Source organism: Nostoc sp. UHCC 0252 (assembly GCF_034931145.1).
Classification (GTDB): domain Bacteria; phylum Cyanobacteriota; class Cyanobacteriia; order Cyanobacteriales; family Nostocaceae; genus Nostoc.
The window spans coordinates 1-16,921 of record NZ_JAYGHE010000109.1 but is presented as its reverse complement, the minus strand read 5'-3'; the positions used below and the strand labels follow the sequence as shown (position 1 = coordinate 16,921).

16 protein-coding genes and 1 pseudogene are annotated in these 16,921 nt (G+C 43.2%); 7 read left to right on the top strand and 10 right to left on the bottom strand.

Annotated features, from left to right (window positions below):
* The 8 genes and pseudogenes from VB732_RS33255 to VB732_RS33220 form a co-directional block, all read right to left on the bottom strand.
* A pseudogene (locus VB732_RS33255) lies at positions 1 to 1,230 on the bottom strand (hypothetical protein); the annotation flags it as partial.
* Positions 1,227 to 1,775, bottom strand: a complete 549-nt coding sequence (locus tag VB732_RS33250; protein WP_323235099.1) for a hypothetical protein — start codon at positions 1,773 to 1,775, stop codon at positions 1,227 to 1,229. The gene VB732_RS33250 and the pseudogene VB732_RS33255, both read right to left, overlap by 4 nt.
* A 25-nt stretch (positions 1,776 to 1,800) precedes the next feature.
* Positions 1,801 to 2,517, bottom strand: coding sequence for a hypothetical protein (locus VB732_RS33245; RefSeq protein ID WP_323235098.1), 717 nt, complete (start codon positions 2,515 to 2,517; stop codon positions 1,801 to 1,803).
* A gap of 12 nt (positions 2,518 to 2,529) precedes the next feature.
* Positions 2,530 to 3,045, bottom strand: a complete 516-nt coding sequence (locus VB732_RS33240) for a hypothetical protein (protein ID WP_323235097.1) — start codon at positions 3,043 to 3,045, stop codon at positions 2,530 to 2,532.
* Between the two features lie 201 nt (positions 3,046 to 3,246).
* The gene (locus VB732_RS33235) at positions 3,247 to 3,483 is read right to left on the bottom strand and encodes a hypothetical protein (RefSeq protein ID WP_323235096.1); all 237 of its coding nucleotides are present in this window, start codon (positions 3,481 to 3,483) and stop codon (positions 3,247 to 3,249) included.
* Entirely contained in the window at positions 3,480 to 3,725 is a 246-nt protein-coding gene (locus tag VB732_RS33230; RefSeq protein ID WP_323235095.1) for a hypothetical protein, read from the bottom strand. The genes VB732_RS33235 and VB732_RS33230 overlap by 4 nt, the downstream gene beginning before the upstream one ends.
* On the bottom strand, positions 3,722 to 3,955 hold the full coding sequence (locus VB732_RS33225; RefSeq protein WP_323235094.1) for a hypothetical protein: 234 nt from the start codon (positions 3,953 to 3,955) through the stop codon (positions 3,722 to 3,724). Before VB732_RS33225 ends, VB732_RS33230 begins: the two co-directional genes overlap by 4 nt.
* A gap of 3 nt (positions 3,956 to 3,958) precedes the next feature.
* Positions 3,959 to 5,170 (bottom strand): ParM/StbA family protein, encoded by a 1,212-nt coding sequence (locus VB732_RS33220; protein ID WP_323235093.1) that lies wholly within the window; start codon positions 5,168 to 5,170, stop codon positions 3,959 to 3,961.
* Positions 5,171 to 5,313: 143 nt separating this feature from the next.
* Between VB732_RS33220 and VB732_RS33215 the strand changes: the two genes are divergently transcribed.
* From VB732_RS33215 to VB732_RS33200, 4 genes are all read left to right on the top strand, one after another.
* Positions 5,314 to 5,493 carry a hypothetical protein gene (locus VB732_RS33215; protein ID WP_179076071.1) on the top strand — a complete coding sequence of 60 codons (180 nt, stop codon included), beginning with the start codon at positions 5,314 to 5,316 and terminating at the stop codon, positions 5,491 to 5,493.
* Between the two features lie 224 nt (positions 5,494 to 5,717).
* Complete coding sequence (locus VB732_RS33210) at positions 5,718 to 6,440, top strand: hypothetical protein (protein WP_190884685.1); 723 nt, start codon at positions 5,718 to 5,720, stop codon at positions 6,438 to 6,440.
* Positions 6,441 to 6,716: 276 nt separating this feature from the next.
* A complete protein-coding gene (locus VB732_RS33205) occupies positions 6,717 to 6,956 on the top strand; it encodes a hypothetical protein (protein ID WP_323235092.1) in 240 nt (79 codons plus the stop codon).
* Positions 6,956 to 9,955: a DUF5906 domain-containing protein gene (locus VB732_RS33200; RefSeq protein ID WP_323235091.1), complete on the top strand. Its 3,000-nt coding sequence runs from the start codon at positions 6,956 to 6,958 to the stop codon at positions 9,953 to 9,955. Before VB732_RS33205 ends, VB732_RS33200 begins: the two co-directional genes overlap by 1 nt.
* A gap of 35 nt (positions 9,956 to 9,990) precedes the next feature.
* Here VB732_RS33200 and VB732_RS33195 read toward each other — a convergent pair whose 3' ends face one another.
* Positions 9,991 to 11,385, bottom strand: a complete 1,395-nt coding sequence (locus VB732_RS33195; RefSeq protein WP_323235090.1) for a hypothetical protein — start codon at positions 11,383 to 11,385, stop codon at positions 9,991 to 9,993.
* Positions 11,386 to 12,050: 665 nt separating this feature from the next.
* The gene (gene mobV / locus VB732_RS33190) at positions 12,051 to 13,778 is read right to left on the bottom strand and encodes a MobV family relaxase (RefSeq protein ID WP_323235089.1); all 1,728 of its coding nucleotides are present in this window, start codon (positions 13,776 to 13,778) and stop codon (positions 12,051 to 12,053) included.
* A 445-nt stretch (positions 13,779 to 14,223) separates the two neighbouring features.
* Between mobV and VB732_RS33185 the strand changes: the two genes are divergently transcribed.
* From VB732_RS33185 to VB732_RS33175, 3 genes are all read left to right on the top strand, one after another.
* Positions 14,224 to 14,685 carry a hypothetical protein gene (locus VB732_RS33185; protein ID WP_323235088.1) on the top strand — a complete coding sequence of 154 codons (462 nt, stop codon included), beginning with the start codon at positions 14,224 to 14,226 and terminating at the stop codon, positions 14,683 to 14,685.
* Between the two features lie 16 nt (positions 14,686 to 14,701).
* The gene (locus VB732_RS33180) at positions 14,702 to 15,847 is read left to right on the top strand and encodes a ParM/StbA family protein (protein ID WP_323235087.1); all 1,146 of its coding nucleotides are present in this window, start codon (positions 14,702 to 14,704) and stop codon (positions 15,845 to 15,847) included.
* A 791-nt stretch (positions 15,848 to 16,638) separates the two neighbouring features.
* A partial coding sequence (locus tag VB732_RS33175; protein WP_323235086.1) for a hypothetical protein occupies positions 16,639 to 16,921 on the top strand: 283 nt, incomplete at its 3' end.

The following is a 16,921-nucleotide window of genomic DNA, read 5'->3' as shown; positions in this document are numbered from 1 at the left end:
GGAGTAATGCTTACTTAATTGGTCAGCAATTACTAGCCAATCATCCAGAATTAGAATCAATGGCGGTAAGGATTCGCGCTTTGATTCTGGTAGCTGTTTACGCTGTTTGTAGTTGGTGTAAAAGTTGTCAATTACCTCTTTGGCTAAATCTGGGTTTTCCTGATCAAAGACAATTACCCGCCCCTTCTCTCGCAAACCACAGAAACTATCATTCTTAGCACTAATTACCCAAATATCCGCGTTGGGGGAATCTGCAAGGATTTTCTGAATTAAGTAATTGAGCGTTACCGATTTACCGCTTCCCGGCGCGGCGACTAAAGCAGTGGAACTATCGGCTCTGGCTAAGGCTTGCAAAGTACTTAGGGCAAGACCTTCTGATGGGTGAAGGTAATCACCTGTTGGGGTTGCTCCCGGTGCGATTGCGCCCTGTTCATCTCCAGTAACCTTGTCGTTGGGGTCAATCGTCCCCGCTAAAGTCTGACTCCCTTGCAAGTAAGGCGTTTTCATCTCTCGCAGTTGCTTAATGTAATCTGCCTTCTGTTGCTCGGTCATCCCAGCCGTCTGCGCCTCAAAAATGGCATCAGTTGCCTCCATCTGCGTAACTTCAATTTCCGTGTGGGCGTAAATCTCAGCTTTTTGGATATCCACAGTGCGATCATTAGCGACTAGATCCAGGTCAGCTTGCAATTGGACTTCTGCGATCGCAACGTCTCGGTAACTATCCAATAACTCGGAACGTGCGGCCATCTCTGCTTTTGCTGCATCCCGTTTTTGGGCGATGTCTTCAAATACGGCTTTCTGCTTCTCCTCATACTGGCAGTGGCGCAACATCCACCCCGCAAGCGCAAACCCCAGGAATCCCCCAAACGCCCAAAACGGTTTGTATGGGTTAGTCGCTTTCACCAGTCCGTTTACCCCCATAGCTGGGTCACGCACTACTTGAGGAGGCATTCCTTCTTGTTTCCATTGCTCCCAGTAATAGGGAGTCATTCTGAAAGGTCTGTTATTCTGATCCTGACATACCAATTTTTTCTGGGGAGTCCGAAGGCAGAAATAAATGCGATCGCTTGATTCCCCTTTCCAAGCCATTGCAGCCGAGCTAATACCCACAGTTAAACTTAGCCCAATTGCAACAGCTTTCTTGTCCATTGGCAGGCGACCAAACCACAACATTAAACCCGATTGTTGTGACTCAGATAACTGTTTATGTTTATCGCTTAAATAATTCATTTCCTCTGACTTCCACCAAATAGAAAAATCATTAATATCGCTAGAAATATGCCCACTACTGCACCATCCATCCAACTTGAAGATTCAGCAGTTTTTAGCTTATAAACCGACTCAATAGAAGTATTAGCTGTTTGTGTAGAAGTTCTCGCTTCATTCCACTCACTAATGGGTTCATTGAGGGCACACAATAAGGCTAATGACGCACTGCAACCAGTCATTAAATTAGTAACGAAATTATTAAAACCTTCACCTGTTGCAGTGGCAGTAAAATACAGGTGTGCAGTACCCACAGCAAGGAACATTCCGACTGGGTGAACTTGCAATAGATGAAAGGTGAAAATCACTGCACTATTTAGACAACTGCCAGCCACAATTTCACAAGCATTACCAGCACGTCTAAATGTCCGACCTCTGTTATTTTCTGGGAGTGGTGGTAACTGTTCGGGTTGTTTCTGCTGCTGATGTTGTTGTGGTGTTTGTGCCAGCCCTTCATGCAAGAAAGGGCTGACGCTATGGGAATCTTCATTTCGTTTCCTTACTAGCATCAGCCTGTGTCCTTTCAACTAATAGTTATCGGTCGCCCAGCTTGTTCCACAAGTTACCCAACATTGCACCCCAACCGCGAACTGTTCCCGTTGCTGAAACACTTGATGCTGGTGCATGATTTTGGCTAGTAACTGGTATCACTTCCTGGGGTGTTTGATTTGGCTCTAATGCCCTTGAGCCATACCTTGCACGGGCTAACAATTGTTGGCGTTTCTCTCTTAATCCTGTAGTGATTGCCTGCCTTTCAGCTTGCACAGTTTGCTTATTTTCTATGCTGCTGATTTTATTTTCATGCCGCCACAATTCCGTTTGTAAATCTTGATGCAATTGGGCTGCAACTTCAGTTAAAGCGTGTTTGCGTTTTTGGTCAATTCGCAGTAAGTCGGCTCTATCTTGGGCATCTATCTTACTCATCTCTGAATCAAATTCCGAATTGAGTTTGCGAATTTTGGCGATAGCACCCGCAACATGAGAACCATATTGTTTACGAAGTTCGACCCAGGTTACTTGTCCCTTGGTGAGCTTCTCCATTGCCTCAAAGACGACCTTGGCGTTGTCTAAAAATGGTTCTAGTCTGTCAGATAATTCTTGGGCATTATTCGCATAATCAGCGAATTGTTCAAGCTTGTTTATATCAGAGAGATAGCCCAGAATATCAGACTCAAATCCACCCCAAGATTGTGCTTTTTCATCAATGTGTGAACTATGACCAACTACCGGATTACGTATTGCAAAATCCATTGCGTTATTCTCCTAATAAGGGATTACGTCATAGTCGATATTGCTGGATGATTGGGGCAACTTATCCCAGTAACCCATCTCTTCAAATCGGCTATAAATTCTCGTTGCCAGTTGCCGTATTGGATCATCAAAATCTTCAGAAATTAAATCAAATCTGTTCTCACCAAACGCCAAGATATTTGCAATGTCCGCATCAATACCATTACCCAAGAATTGACCAAATGCTGCTGCATAAGGATGGTCATCGATGGTTTCATGAGTTGCTAAGAATTCGGTTCCAGTGAGGGGTAAGTAAAGGCTGCAAAGAAAACTATTTATTTCGCGCTTCGTAGCTGTTGGGTTAAGAGCCTTAAATTGCTGGAGTTTCAAAGCATTATCTGTGAAAGAACAGCGTCCCCAATCGTTGGGATTTTTGTAATCGAGTGCCATACTGCTAAGATCCTTGTGTACTTTCGTTTTTGCGGCGAGAGATACGTCCCCTAGTGAGGCGATTGCAATGATTGGTAGTCGGTGCAATCGCTTCATCATCAGTTCTCACAAAACTCAACAAGTTCAAAAACCTCCCTCTGCACTTGGTTTTGACTTAATTCTTTTCGCTTGCCTTTCGAGTCATTGAATATGAAAGGGGCATTGACTCCACAATTAGACCGATGGCTGTAGCGCAGTTGTTGACCGCGAAATTGGTACAAATGGTTACGTTGCAAAGTTGTCGTTTCTAACATAAGTTCCTCAAACTTGAGAGTAGAACTCGATATTTAGAATCGCTTCGTGAATCTCCATCAAAGCTTGCACAGCATCGCCCATCTTTAAGTCATTCGATGTACTGAACCGTTCGGAGGCTTCGATTTGCTTGTAATTGGGAGATGCTTGCACAAACCTAAGAATCTGTTCGCAACCAAGGATGATGGTCATGATTTCGGTAGTTGTTAGCGATGGTTGTGTTTGCACAGTGTCTTGGTCGCTCATGACTTCCTTCCTTTTCTTTGAGTTTTCATCGGTGTGGGTTGGGGTTCTGGCTGATTACTTGGGGATTGTGGCTGGTTCGGCTTTTGAAGTACATAGCTGATTGCACCTCCACCCCCAACAGCTGCGGCGATGGTGAACATATTGTTTCTGCCAAAGTACTGCACTCCGAAATAGCCAAGGGCTAACGCTGCTGCTGTTGCTCCAATGCCTAAAACCGTGTTTCTAAATCTGGATTTGGTCATGCTGCCCCCTTGAAATTAGTGACCATTGCGCTAAGTGCCGATTTATTCGGCTGCGTAGATGGCGCTGTTTCAACTTTTGGCGATGGTTGTACATTGCCATGTTGAAAAATCAGCTTCTCTACGCCTGCTGATAATGCTTGTGTCGGTGCATCTTGGGGTAAATCAAACATCTTGCACAATTCAATTACTGCTAGGTAGGAGATGGTTATACGCCGAGATTCGTAATTCATTGATTAGGCTCCCAAAGATATTTGAGTTAATAGCTTTAACCCCAAAGCATTGATAAATTGGGGATTGTTCAAGACCACAAAGCCTAAACCGGCTAAGTTTTGATCCACCACTGGCAGCGAAACACCCCCACCCCAGGCGACAAGGTATTTCGCTCTATCAAGGTAATTACCAGCAGTCACAAAGTTGGCGAATTTCTCAATCCTGTTACTCCACCACTGATCAAGGCATTGGCTGTACTCTGCCTCGAACTTCTTGCCCGTGAGGTGGTTGCCGCCATAAGTGAAAGTCCCTTCTACAATTCCCTGGTTCACCAAGCTGGGCGAGTGCTTCACATCCTTGGACAGCAGACTCACTCGGTCGTTCCGCTTGTCGAGGGCTTCTGCAATCATGCTGTGCAGTTCACCGGCTCCACCCTCAATTAGATGGCGGTCAATCACTGCACCACTGCCGTTGAACACGGTAATCAACCAAGTGGATGAACCGATATCAAGTGCGATCGCTAATTCTGAGGGGTCAAGTACCAGGGATGCTTCACCAAATAAGCAGTGGGCAATGCTTCCAAACCCTTCGGGATAAATGCCTGTGACTAAAATCTCAACTGTCTTGGTGACAATGGAACGGGTTACAGGGTGCAGATGTTCAAAGGTGTGAGTCCCTTCGACTCGGCGTTTAATCTCAGTTGCCCAGCGTTCGGGGTTGTGGTTGCTCAAACTAATCGAAAGCTTGAACCCATCGGGAATATTCAGAACCGCTAAGTCTGCAAGGATGCTTTCTAATGCCAGTTCTGCTTTTTTCGCCTTATCCTCGTGCAGTATGGTGTGGTCACTTTGAGCTAGAGCAGCACTGCCCCAGAAAAATTGAACATCTTTTAAGTCCAGGCGAGAACCTTGTACATAACGCACCCATGCCCCATCTTTTGAGATGGTTTCGTGGTGCATGATGTTGCGGTTGCGAACAAGTGAGTATGCGGCTGGCATCATGATAGAAAAATCACCGATGATTGCCTTGCCGTACCCTGCACCTGAGTCTTTTCCGGCGATGAGGTCAGTTAGCCCGGATTTGGCTAACAAGTCCGCTTGGACGAGCCAGTTTTTGGCATTGGTGTATGTGGTTGTCATGGTTCTGTTGTTTGTTAAAGTCTTGTTTTTTCTGGCTTGGCGTTGATTTTTAGGCAAATCACGATAAATCCAAATATCCAGTTTGGGGCTTGCCATCACTTCGCTTTCCGGCTTCTATCACCTCTGTTCTGCGTCGTTTTTTGGCTTGCTAATGTTATGTTAACGCAATATTGCGCTGTTGCAACAGCGTGTTAAATGATGTTTTGTTATTGCAACAGTAAAATGAAGCAATAAATCTTATGAGTAATGGCATGGGGAGACGTAATAATCCAGACTATTCACAAATAACCGCTTTAATATCAAAAGATATAGCTAAAAAGTTTCGCCTCTACTGCACGGATCAGGAAATTCAGATTACAGACGCGGTTGAAGAAGCAATTAAAGAGTATCTGAGTAAAAGAGGTGTCTCACTAACTTGATGTTGCAACATTGCGCTAAAATCGCTGTGAAGCTGAAAAGCGATCGCAGAACATAAACAGACTAATCAAAACAAACCAGTATGACGATGACTATATAAAACGTTTGATACTGCCTGCACTGGATAAAGAGTCTAACAAATGGCTATTAGTTCAGAAATGCAGTGTCAAGCATTAGTATCAGTACAGCCCGTATTAATTTCACATAATTAATTTTGATGCTGCCAATGTTAGCCGTGAAAGACCCACAAAGCGATTTTCAACTCCCCCTGCATAACGAAGCAGCATTAAAGTGGATTAGGGAGACGAAAAATTACTACTCCACTGTTGCTCTAGCAGTTGGTGGTACTGCGCTGGTATCTGGCAGCTTCATTAATCCGGCTGCCTGGGCTGCTTTTGCATTGGCTTACAAACCGTTGGTGATCATTCAAAAACTTGCACGGTTGGAAAAATTAACCGACCTACTTTTACAAGAGTTTAAAAGCCAGGGGATAGAAATCTTTCCATTTCCGGGAGGAGAGAAAAACCCTATTGACTTGTTTATTAGATTTCCACGAACAACTCACCTGTTTATCTCCATTCGTTCGATAGGAGATAGGGAGGTAGTCTACAACGAAGCCAGGGAAGCTTTACAACTCAGAAAGAAGGATAAGAATGGTTTGACAACCTGGAAACCTTGTCCACTACTTGAGTTGGCTGATTACGAAAAGTGGCTTAACAAAAACAGAGACTTGTTCGCAATGTCTTCTCGTGAAGCTACAAAAACGCCAACAGCAAAAGTTTTAGCCCTATGGCCTCCTACTAGAGCGGCTTCAAATCTCAATGAACATTTATATTCGTCCGTGGGAAGTATGAGAATTCTGGCTCTTAGGAGAAAAGGTACTATGTTTGTGATTCAAGAGGGGGAAGTAATCGAGTTTGTTAGGGCTTGGTTAGCCCAATACAAATAGGCTAAAAGTTGAAAACCCCTTCGTCCAGTGTGGACAACGGGGCTTTCAAAATTAATTCCATTGGAATTGGGGATTGGGTTTGGCCGCCTAATTAGTATCCCTAATAGTAATTTTATCTTACACGATCAGGTGTAAAGCCAATGTAATACTGGCTCACCAGATGTAAAGAGTGTTTCAAGAATTTTAGCAAATTAGATTTTTGAACGTTTGTACTAGAAAATTACTGCCACGGGATAGCTCCAATTCCTCCAACACACATAATGGAGGATTTGTAAAGTGTCAAAAAAACAGCTATTTCATACTGATACTACCTGCAAGCTGCTATTCGCAACTATTGCTAACGCTTGCCCCCACTGCGGTAAACCAGACTGGTGCTATTCAATAGAAGAATTTACAGTTTGCGATCGCGATCGCTTTCATCAGCCTAACTATGCACTGGCTCAACCGAAACAATCGCCAACTTATGTATTAAGCAATTGTCAAAAATTAAATAATGTTCAAGGAGGTATCGCGTAATGGTTGCACAATTCTCCAATCAACAAGCACTCGCCTCCTTTGATATTCGCAATTTTGTAGACCAGTTAGAACCAGCCAAAGAGAAAAATAAATATATCTGCCCAGTTTGCGGTGGGCATAATTTATCTATTGTCCAAGAAACTGGGAAGTACAGCTGCTTTAATAATTGTGAGTGCAAAGACATCCGGGAGGCGATTAAACCCTGGGCTGAAGTAGTGGCAGAAAGGGCAGGGGCTAATTACACTCCATCTCTAAACCGTTTGGCTGCAAAGCCCAAGAAAGTCTTGCCCAAAAGTGCGCCAATTCCAGATGGTGAATTAGCACTGGTGATGTTGACCCAAGCGGCGACTGGCATACCCCAAACTCAAAACATAACTTGCAAGCTCCCAAAGGGAATACCAGGGAATGCAACACAAACAATCTACCCTTACTCACAAACCCAATGGGTAATTCGCTATGAATGGGCGGATTATATCAAAGAGAAAGGAAAAGATAAATCCTTCCGCCAATGGCACAGGCTTCCAGATGGCACTCCAGAGATGAGAAAAGGGGATGAACCCTGGAAAGCTTACCGCATTGATGAAGCGATCGCTGCTAGTAAATCTGTGACGGGAACCCCGGCGCTACTCCAGCATGAAGGCGAGGGATGCGTAGAAGTTGGTCGGGAGCATGGTCTTGCTGGGATTACGTTTCAGGGCAGTGGATGGGATAAAAAAACAATCACGCCTGAATATCAACTCCTGAAGGAATCAGGCATAGGATTAATTGTTTTTCTGCACGATGCTGACGACACTGGCTTAAAGAAACTCCAGACCTGCCAGGACTGTGCCGACGAAGTGGGAATTTCATTGATCGGAATTAACCCCCATGACATCTGCCCCGATTTACCATATAAGTCAAGTGATATCAAAGAAATCTTGGGGCAGATGGAAGTACCAGAGTTTATCCGCAGATTAGAGGAGCAGATCCACGCAGCAGTAGCCGAACGGCAAGAAATAGAAGCTAGTGTGTCCAGTGTCCAAGGCGATGAGACTGTAGGGACGAACTTCACCCAGCAAGCTTTTCATGCTTTATATACAGATAAGCACTGGATTACTATTAATGATGAACTCTATTTTCACACTGGAAGCTACTACAAATTATCTCCAGACTCTAAAGAACGGAAACGCATTACTGACTTCTGCGATTCTTACTCAATCGAAGATGCCAATGGTAAAAAGGATTATCCTTATGCAACACCAAACTGGGTTAAAAAGGTTCTCGAATGGGCAAAGCTACGGACGGAAATAGACCCAGAATTAGTTAACCCTCCCGGAACAAACTGCACTAATGGAGTCCTGAAAATTATTTGGGATAAAAAAGATTTCACTATTGAACTAAAACCGCATACACCGGAAGATTATTATACTTACAAACCATTAGTTGAGTATAACCCTGACGCAGATGATACCTATTGTGAGCAATTACTATCATGTTTGGATAAGCCACAACAAGAGATATTTATAAGGATTGTAGCTGCATCTCTTGACCTAGAAACTGTCAGAAAATTTAAGGGTAGGCAGGTAAGAGCATTGTTAGCAGTGGGGCTAGGGTCTAACGGTAAAGATGCTTTGCGTAGGTGTTTATCGGCTATTTATGGGGAAGAGAAAGCCTTTACATCAGTTCCCCTGACTGACTTCCAGTTATACGACGAGGGCAGAAAATTTAATTTACATCCATTAATGGGTAGTCGCGTTAACTGGGCATCAGAAAATGCCCAAACTTGTAGGCTTGATAGAATTCAAAGTTTAAAGCTTTTCATCACTGGGGACAAATTACACTATGAACGCAAGGGGAAAGACCATACAGAATTTAACCCTAATGGAATAGGTATTTTTAATTTGAACGAAACCCCAGCGATTCAAGGGGTACTGAAAGCAATTGAGGATAGAATTGCAGTTTTAGAGTTCAGAAAGACTTTCACTGATAACCCTGACCCCAGCAATCCAAATGAGTTAAAAGCTGATTCTCGATTTGTTTATGACTTGGATTTTATTAAAACAAGTGTAGCCCCAGCATTTCTAAATCGAATGATAAAAGGTCTGAGGGATTTAATAGAACAAGGCATAGATTATAGCTGTACTTCTGATGCTTTTCGCAATCTCCAGAAAGAGAACAATCATCTTTTTGAATTCATTGAATCCACAAACATAGGGTACGTGGAAGGTGGAGAAATAGCAGTAAACGCTTTATGGGCAAGACTGGAACAATGGTACATCCAGAATGGCACATTAACTATGGACTCTGACGGCAACAGAAGAAGCTGGATAGACCAAGCCCGACCCAGTGACAAGAATGTTAAAGGGGCGAACCAAGTTGCCCCCAGATTCTTGCAGCTTTTCCCCAAAGCCATTAGAGGTACTAAGTACTGCAACATTGCGAAAAAAGATATTCCTATACTCAAAGGGATTGGAATTACTGAAGTTACCCGACCCAGTTTGACCGAAACCCGACCCAGTTCCGACCCAGTTTCCGACCCAGAAAACCAGCTACAGCAAGCATCCCGACCCACCCGACCCACTTTTTCTAACTTTCAAGAAAGTAACGTTGAAAAGGAAGATATGAAAATTGAATTGCCTTCTCTCCCAGTGCAAAAAGGGGAGTATCCCCCCTTAACTGGGTCGGGTGGGTCGGAAGTCTTACCCAGCAATGATTATTGCCCCGGTGGGTGGGTCGTAACTGGGTCGGATGATTCAGAAAGTGGGTCGGGTCAGCCAGAGGATGAAGAGGTTGAGGAAGTCGAACTATTAGATAACCCAATCTCGCTGCTACAGGCTGAGAGCGAGGGCGACAACATCAATCTATATATTGGGCATTTGGTTGAAGTGCGATCGCTCGGTGGTGCGGTCAAGTTTTCAGGTGAAATGATTAACTGTGACCTCAAGAATGGAATCGTGACTGTGGCAACTGAGCAGGGCAACCGAGATGCAATTTTATGCGAGGCGTTTGTAATTGGTTAAGATGGCATTTTAATCAAGTAGAGTTGATTTTGGCTTCAGATATTATCATTCTGGTCGTACAGTTGATCAATCTTGCGCTTAATAGCAGAATAAGCCTCTTCTTTTGTTGAAAAGCACCCTAAAGCTGCGGTTGAAGCAATGCTTTGGTTGTCATTTGCCTTCATAAATTGGGGAATGTTATAGCAAAGGCTATCCACAGCCAAACTACTCCAATCCTCATCATTTGAATCAAAGGATACAACAGCAGTCCAGCCTCGGTAGTGTGCTATATGATTGTCACGCCACCACCCATTTTGTCCACCAACGTAAACAAGCTCATTTTCCTCCCAAGTCTCAGCAGGAAGTTCCTGATATGATTTGTTGCTCATAGATTGCTTGAATTCTAGGACAGTATCTTGGGAGATGATACTTAGGCACATTCTTTGAAGTAGAAACCCATTAGGGAATTCAGAAAGGTAATCCTCTGTTTGCGGGTCATAGTCATGAACTGCAACTTCTTTGTTTTCAAAAATTCTCATGTCGAGAGGATACTTTGCAAATGGATTAAGAAGAATTTGTACACCGTCTAGAAGCGTTTCCTTATAATTTGGTTTCCTTTTCACGAAATGCTCGACTCCCAATTCCTTGCCCGAATTCACTACTCTAGAGCCAGAAAAGATAACAGGATAAGTACAATTTTCAGCAAGGGCATGGACTTTAGACAAAGTTGCTTTATTGTTAAAAATGATCGCGCTCACTTCAGACATAGCAGAATTTGTGAATAATCCTAACGAAAGGTCTACACCAGGCTTTTTCTGAACTCGATGGCTTCTAGACTCACCGATTATGATAAATTGACCTTCCTTACCACTTGGAACAATTAAAGGTTGCTCGTAAGCATAGAGAACTCGGACAATAGGCTCGGCATTTTGAAAAAAGAAAAATGGTTGTTCAAAAGGTGCTACACAAATCACAAACGGTTTATTATGAACGTGAGCAAGTTTTGAGTATTTTGTAACATATTTACGATGCTTTGATGTAATTGCATTCAAGAGCCGAATTGTAGAGAGTCTAAGCATATCATCCATGCTAATTTGGTCTAGCATACTTAAATCTTGATCCCACTCAGGGCGAAAACCCTCTGGATGATTTGCTGTAGTTGCTTCAGCAATAAAATCTCCATAAGGAGAACTTATTACAAAGTCTGGAGTTTCATGGAATAGATCAACTTTACAGTTAAGCTCTTTAAAGCAAGCAAAAAGGTACAACTCCCAGAATGAAGAATTAAAAGTAGTTTGAAACTCTTTGGCAAATTTACCGTCTCGATCTATAAAACTATCTGCCCAACCGTTAATAACACTTATCTCAGGAGTATATAAGTTTGTTTGCGTAATGAAACGAAAGTGCTTGTGTTGCTTCTCTTCGGGCACAACAGGTGTAAAAATATCCATATAGTTTCAGTAAGTCGGTGTGAACATTTATCATTAGATTCAGGTAGGAGGCAGGAGGGAAGAGGGTTTTAGTTTACTTAACCTTTATTAACATAGTTTGGTTTTTTCGAGATGTTCTAGTTAATGCTTTAAGTCAGCACATACCAGTTTAATTATGACGTTCAATATTCATTGATTTCTTTGGTTCAGCAGCAGTAAAACTTTAAGGTTTAGAATATCGATTTAGTAATCAGAATTAAGTAGCAGATTGCTCAGTAAACAAGCATTTGCTTCAATTTTGCGATCAATCGGCTGTTAACACTCTCCTGGCTCATATCCATCCTGTGCAGTTGTTCTTGCATTCTTTTATAGGTAAAATAGCATATCTAATGCAAGCTGTAATTATTGCTGGGTAAGCCTTAACGGGTATCAATTATTGTTGAAAATCTGCACAAAAGGCAACCAGCTATCAATCAGGGCTAAACCAGTTCAATAACCCTACTATGCAAGGGTTACAAGCATTCTCGGCTGTGCAGACTAAGAAAAGCGCGATCGCAGTTGCGGAGATGGAATTACTTATGAGAACGTGACTTCTTATTAGCAAGATTCTGATAAGCAGAATTCTCATGAGTAAATATTAAAAAATATCAAGCGACTGTACATTTCACTGTCTTCAACGTTGACTATTAAAGACTCAATTCATCATCCTGCTGGCGTTGCTGTTGCTGCTGTTGCCTTAACTGCTGCCCATAATCGAGTAGCTGCTGATTCCAATCACTGGCTTTAGATTTTTTGATTTGGGACTGTGGCATTAGTTCTAATACACGCTGTGCTGCCGCATCAGAGCTTTTATCGTTACCAAAGGCCACCAGTATATTAGGAACTTTCTGCAATCGCTCAACTGGTAAGCTCTTGATGTCATCAATAGCCATATAGACTGTTCTTTCGGGTGGGACATCGCCCCTGATAAGATATTCCAGCATGGCTCTTGAAATAGCATCAATGGGGGACTTGCACAAAATCGCTGTTGAGGTTTTATCGTTAGCCTTTCCCCCCAAACTGAAGTAAAACCAGCTATCACTGCGTTTGGTTCCTTTCTCGTATCCCTTAAAAGTGTTGTTCTCTCCCCTAGTTCCTCTTAGGAATGCACCGTTACGTTGACTATCAAGATTCCGCATGACAAAAACAGCGTTTTGTTGCTGATCAGCGTAAAGTAGCCCCTGGTTATGAAGCATTTGCACACAATCAGAGGGAATGCCCCGAAATTGATTGAGGTAATTTTCAACGGCAGACCAGTTAGCTTTATCTTCAACGGGTGGGGTGAATTGGGGACGGGGTTCAGTCTGGATAATGTCAGCCGCCCTGTTCTTAACGTGAGCGATTGCTGCCCGTTCCACCGAGGCTGACCCAAAACGCTCATGTAACCAGACAACCGCTTGCCGGAAATTGCAAGAGTTAACGTGCATCACCAAATCAATCGCACCACCTGATCCCTTTTGTTGATCGGGGGCAAAGTCGTAGAATTTGGGCCCATCTATATTAATAATGTGTCCGTGACCCCGCCACCGTTGCTGATCATAATTTAGCCCCAACTCCCAGGCGACATCCGACAATTCCAAATCGCGCAGTTGTTGGGTTTGCTGCTGCCAAAAAGCTACTTGTGCCTCTAATTCCTTGATGCGCTTATCTTTGAGTTCATTTTCAAGCGCCAAAGCCTTGGCGGTGGCTTCCATCTGTTGTTTTTTGGCTTGCGCCCTATCCCGGTCGGCAGCTTTGGCTTGCAATTGCAACTGGGTGAGGCTGGTATCTGGTTCTATGCCAGAATTAACAACGCTGTAAAAGTCCTTAATGTCCTGGTGTTGCGCCCTACTGCCCTTAATGCCACGCTCTAACCCCAGATGTTCTGTAGCCTCGGAGTAGGAATCTTGAAACTGCCTCATCTTCTGACGACCGTCGAAGAAGTGCTTGGCCCTCAATTGCCCTTTCTCATCGAGGGGGACAAAATAAGCGTGAATGTGTGGGGTGGCTTCATCTAAATGTAATTCTGCCCTGACAATGCGATCGCTGTAGCGCGACTCTAACCATTGTTTGGATGCAGAAAGCCAAGAGTCAACTTTATCCTGCTCATAGTAACCCGCTTGTGTTGGGCAGTTAGGACGGAAATATTCGGGGCTGGCAGTCAATAAAATCTCAGTGCAGTAAACCGCATCGGGGCGAATCTTCCGTTTCTGCTCCCCTATCTTTTCCATCACCAACTGATCTAATGAGAGCGTTGGGTTGTTAGTGCCGATGAATCTGATATTTTGTTTATCTGAATCAGCGTTGGGTGTTTCTCGCTGACGCGCGGTGTGCGCTTCACTGCCAGCCAAGTTACTGCGCTTGAGCTTTTTAATCCTTGCAATAGCGTAAGCCATGCCACTTTTTGAGTAATTGAGTGTAATTGCGTCGCAGACCCCACGGAACCTTTTTGTTTCGACCGTCAGGGAGAAATGGCGCAAGCCACCCGTCAGGGCAAAAAGGTGTAGTGGGTACACCTAAATCTTAGCAAACCAGCGCGAAATTTGGCGGTCACAAAACCCCCTCTGCTGCTAAAAAGCCTGCTGTGTAGGGTTTTTAGCTATCTTGGCGCATTTAGGGGTTCTAGTAATTCTTTTTCCCTATACACCACAATAACACGCAATAAACACACTATTAGGGGGAAATCTCATGTAAGTTAGTTGACATTTCTTTGTCGAAAAACACCGCATTCATACACAATATAACCGCTATTATCATTAATAAAGCCACATTTATACTCATGCTAAATATTGATTTGTTTTTATACTTAAAATGTTTTTTCGTACTGAGTGAGGTCAAGATATGAGTCAACAGCAAAATTCCTATGTTGAGTTACCCAGGATTAAACGCAAGAGTAATTCATGGGAGGGGAAGGTGATAGATTATTTATTGAACCATCCTTCTAATAGATCAGCGACTGAATTTTCAATTGAGGCTATCACTGCTTTTTGGTTGGCGGAAGCGTTAGAGGGTCAAGTCAATCAGCCGGAATTACAGAAAGCTTGTTGGTCTGCGATTGAGAAATTAGAAGCAAAACTTGCCACAATTAGAAGGATAGCTGGCATAGAAAAATTACATAAAGACTATTCTATGGTTTTGGCTAGTACTACAAATGTGACTACAAAAAGCGACAATCCGACAGCCAATCCTGATGAACAACCTGATCTTCAAGATTCAGACATAGATGACGACGATGAAATCATGGACTTGAAATTATCAGGGGAAATGATTCAGGCTAACAAGTTTTTTGGTATGAACCCATGAATTAAGGGATGATCTGATGACTCAAGGGGACAAAAGTAGATCCGGCAATACCATTAAATTGGTGATGTCCTGTGATTTGGGTGGTAGCTGTAACAAGTCAATTGTTCATATATACCCAGACGGAACACCAAAAATAATGGTGATGTCGCCGGAAGTAGCAGAGGTCGGGAAAATTGCGATGGCGCAATTGAGAGAGCAACAGGCGAATTTCAATAGTACCTGGGTTGGCATTGGCGAAGAATATTATGTTTTAGGCTCACTAGCTAAAAACCAATTTGCAGGTACAGCAGCGTTGCGAGAATTGAAGTATCACTATGCCTTACCAAAAATAGCTGGGTTACTGTGGAAGGCTTGTCGCCACTACAATATCGATAGACCAGTGGATCTATTTGTACAATTGCTGTTGCCACCGGGAGAACTCAACGATGCTCAAAGCCTGCTTAAAGAACTGTCGAGTGCTTTGAAGCAGGGAATTAACACGCCTTCAGGTAAACTCAAGGCGAAATTGCGCCGTTTTGATGTGTCTCCTGAAGGGGTGGGGATTCTTCAGTATCGCAGCCGTAATGTCAATGTCAAATATTTTGAGAAGGTAATTGGTTTGCTAATGTTGGGCTATCGCAATGCTACTTATATTGTGGTTGACCAAGGCAGCTTGGTAAAAGCGGAAACTACAGATTTGGGAATGAATTGGGCGGTGGAGCAGTTTGTGGAACGTACTGCTGTTGGGCTATCGAAGGATAACTCTCATTTGGTGACGGCGATGCTTAGTGCCAGCCAAGGAAACTGGGATGGGCTGCGTCGTTTATCGCGCAAGTCTAATGAACTGGGAGTGGCGGCGGATTTAAAGTTATTTCAGCAAGTTCTGCCGGAGGTTCGTGATGCTTACTGTCGGGCTTTGGTGCAGTGGATTAGAAAGATTGCCATCTTGGACGAAATTCTCATCTGTGGCGGTACGGCTGAGTTCGTGCGTACTGAGTTAACTGAACATTTTCAAAATGAAGATATACCAATTGTTTGGAATGGTAATGTGGAATTTCCCAAAAGGCTAGACACTCAAGGTTTAAATGAGAGGGCTGCTGATGTTTGGACTTCCTTCATTACTTACATCTTGATGTTGGACGAGAATTTTGGTTATGAGCGCAAACGCATAGTGCCAGAGTAATGCTGAAGAATCGCCTGAGCTTGAATTGTCTGCGATTTTTGTCGGAGATTGAGCGAAGAATATTTGAACAATAGCCGCAGTTTCAGAGGGGTGAACTCTGATGCGGCTTTTGTCGTGCTTATGTAGTTTATTAGTAGTCTTTTTTGAGGGCTATTTTTTTCTTTTTCAGTTTTGGCTCTTTGACTCTCAAAAACTTTCCGCCAAATATGGCGTACTGTGCGTCAAAAAAAGATGGATTACAGAGCTTATGCGCTAATTAGCGTGTTTAAAACTCGTTGGCAAATATGGGGATAAATCGGGTGACTTTTGGGATTTATTGGGAATTATTGAGCTAATGAGAATTTGGTGACTGGAAGATGTTGAAGAGGTAAAAAAATCAGGGATGAATTTGAATTTGCGTTCTGTAGAATTGGGATATATTGAGTTTAATTGGTAAGAATTGGTAAGAATTGGTGAAAATCGAGAATTTGGGCGATTTTCGGTGTCATGCACAAAACAGCCAAATCAAAGCACAATTGTAATCTTTCACAAGATTTATTTACAAAGGCTGAAAGCATTATGGTATAGGCGTTTTCGCCTTTTCGGAATAATTCTTAATAAGGGGTCAAAAACGGGGTAAATTTTTGTAGATTTAATGTTGAGTCTTGGTTCTGTTTCAAGGGGAATGCTCAACGTTTACTTTGAAAGTGATCAACTACGATAGTCAAGCGATCGCGCATCTTGTGGTCAACCTAATCCAAGATAGAATCAGGAACGAAAAAATTAAATTGATGATGAGCCAGGGGTAAGCTATGGAAGCCAAAAGCGAAGTGACAATAAAATTTAGTGGCGAATTACCAACAGCCACACCAGCCGAGAACAAGAAAGTTGCAATCGAGTTGACCGATCAGAACGGTATAGTCTTTACTGCTCAAGTTAACGCCAAAAGCTGGCGTAAGGCCGAAACTAGCGCCTCAGAATTTGCAGACTGGGCTGGGGCTGTATCGGGAAAGCTTGGACAGCGCACAGAAAACGGTTTTGAAATCATTGACGCTGGAATTCAGCTTTTTGAAAAGAAGGCGAAGGAGGCCAAAG

What these genes read in the sequence shown, in the direction of transcription:
- VB732_RS33250 (WP_323235099.1), bottom strand. Translation starts at nt 1,775, where the DNA reads ATGCTAGTAAGGAAACGAAATGAAGATTCCCATAGCGTCAGCCCTTTC.
- VB732_RS33245 (WP_323235098.1), bottom strand. Translation starts at nt 2,517, where the DNA reads ATGGATTTTGCAATACGTAATCCGGTAGTTGGTCATAGTTCACACATT.
- VB732_RS33240 (WP_323235097.1), bottom strand. Translation starts at nt 3,045, where the DNA reads ATGATGAAGCGATTGCACCGACTACCAATCATTGCAATCGCCTCACTA.
- VB732_RS33235 (WP_323235096.1), bottom strand. Translation starts at nt 3,483, where the DNA reads ATGAGCGACCAAGACACTGTGCAAACACAACCATCGCTAACAACTACC.
- VB732_RS33230 (WP_323235095.1), bottom strand. Translation starts at nt 3,725, where the DNA reads ATGACCAAATCCAGATTTAGAAACACGGTTTTAGGCATTGGAGCAACA.
- VB732_RS33225 (WP_323235094.1), bottom strand. Translation starts at nt 3,955, where the DNA reads ATGAATTACGAATCTCGGCGTATAACCATCTCCTACCTAGCAGTAATT.
- VB732_RS33220 (WP_323235093.1), bottom strand. Translation starts at nt 5,170, where the DNA reads ATGGCAAGCCCCAAACTGGATATTTGGATTTATCGTGATTTGCCTAAA.
- VB732_RS33215 (WP_179076071.1), top strand. Translation starts at nt 5,314, where the DNA reads ATGAGTAATGGCATGGGGAGACGTAATAATCCAGACTATTCACAAATA.
- VB732_RS33210 (WP_190884685.1), top strand. Translation starts at nt 5,718, where the DNA reads ATGTTAGCCGTGAAAGACCCACAAAGCGATTTTCAACTCCCCCTGCAT.
- VB732_RS33200 (WP_323235091.1), top strand. Translation starts at nt 6,956, where the DNA reads ATGGTTGCACAATTCTCCAATCAACAAGCACTCGCCTCCTTTGATATT.
- VB732_RS33195 (WP_323235090.1), bottom strand. Translation starts at nt 11,385, where the DNA reads ATGGATATTTTTACACCTGTTGTGCCCGAAGAGAAGCAACACAAGCAC.
- mobV (WP_323235089.1), bottom strand. Translation starts at nt 13,778, where the DNA reads ATGGCTTACGCTATTGCAAGGATTAAAAAGCTCAAGCGCAGTAACTTG.
- VB732_RS33185 (WP_323235088.1), top strand. Translation starts at nt 14,224, where the DNA reads ATGAGTCAACAGCAAAATTCCTATGTTGAGTTACCCAGGATTAAACGC.
- VB732_RS33180 (WP_323235087.1), top strand. Translation starts at nt 14,702, where the DNA reads ATGACTCAAGGGGACAAAAGTAGATCCGGCAATACCATTAAATTGGTG.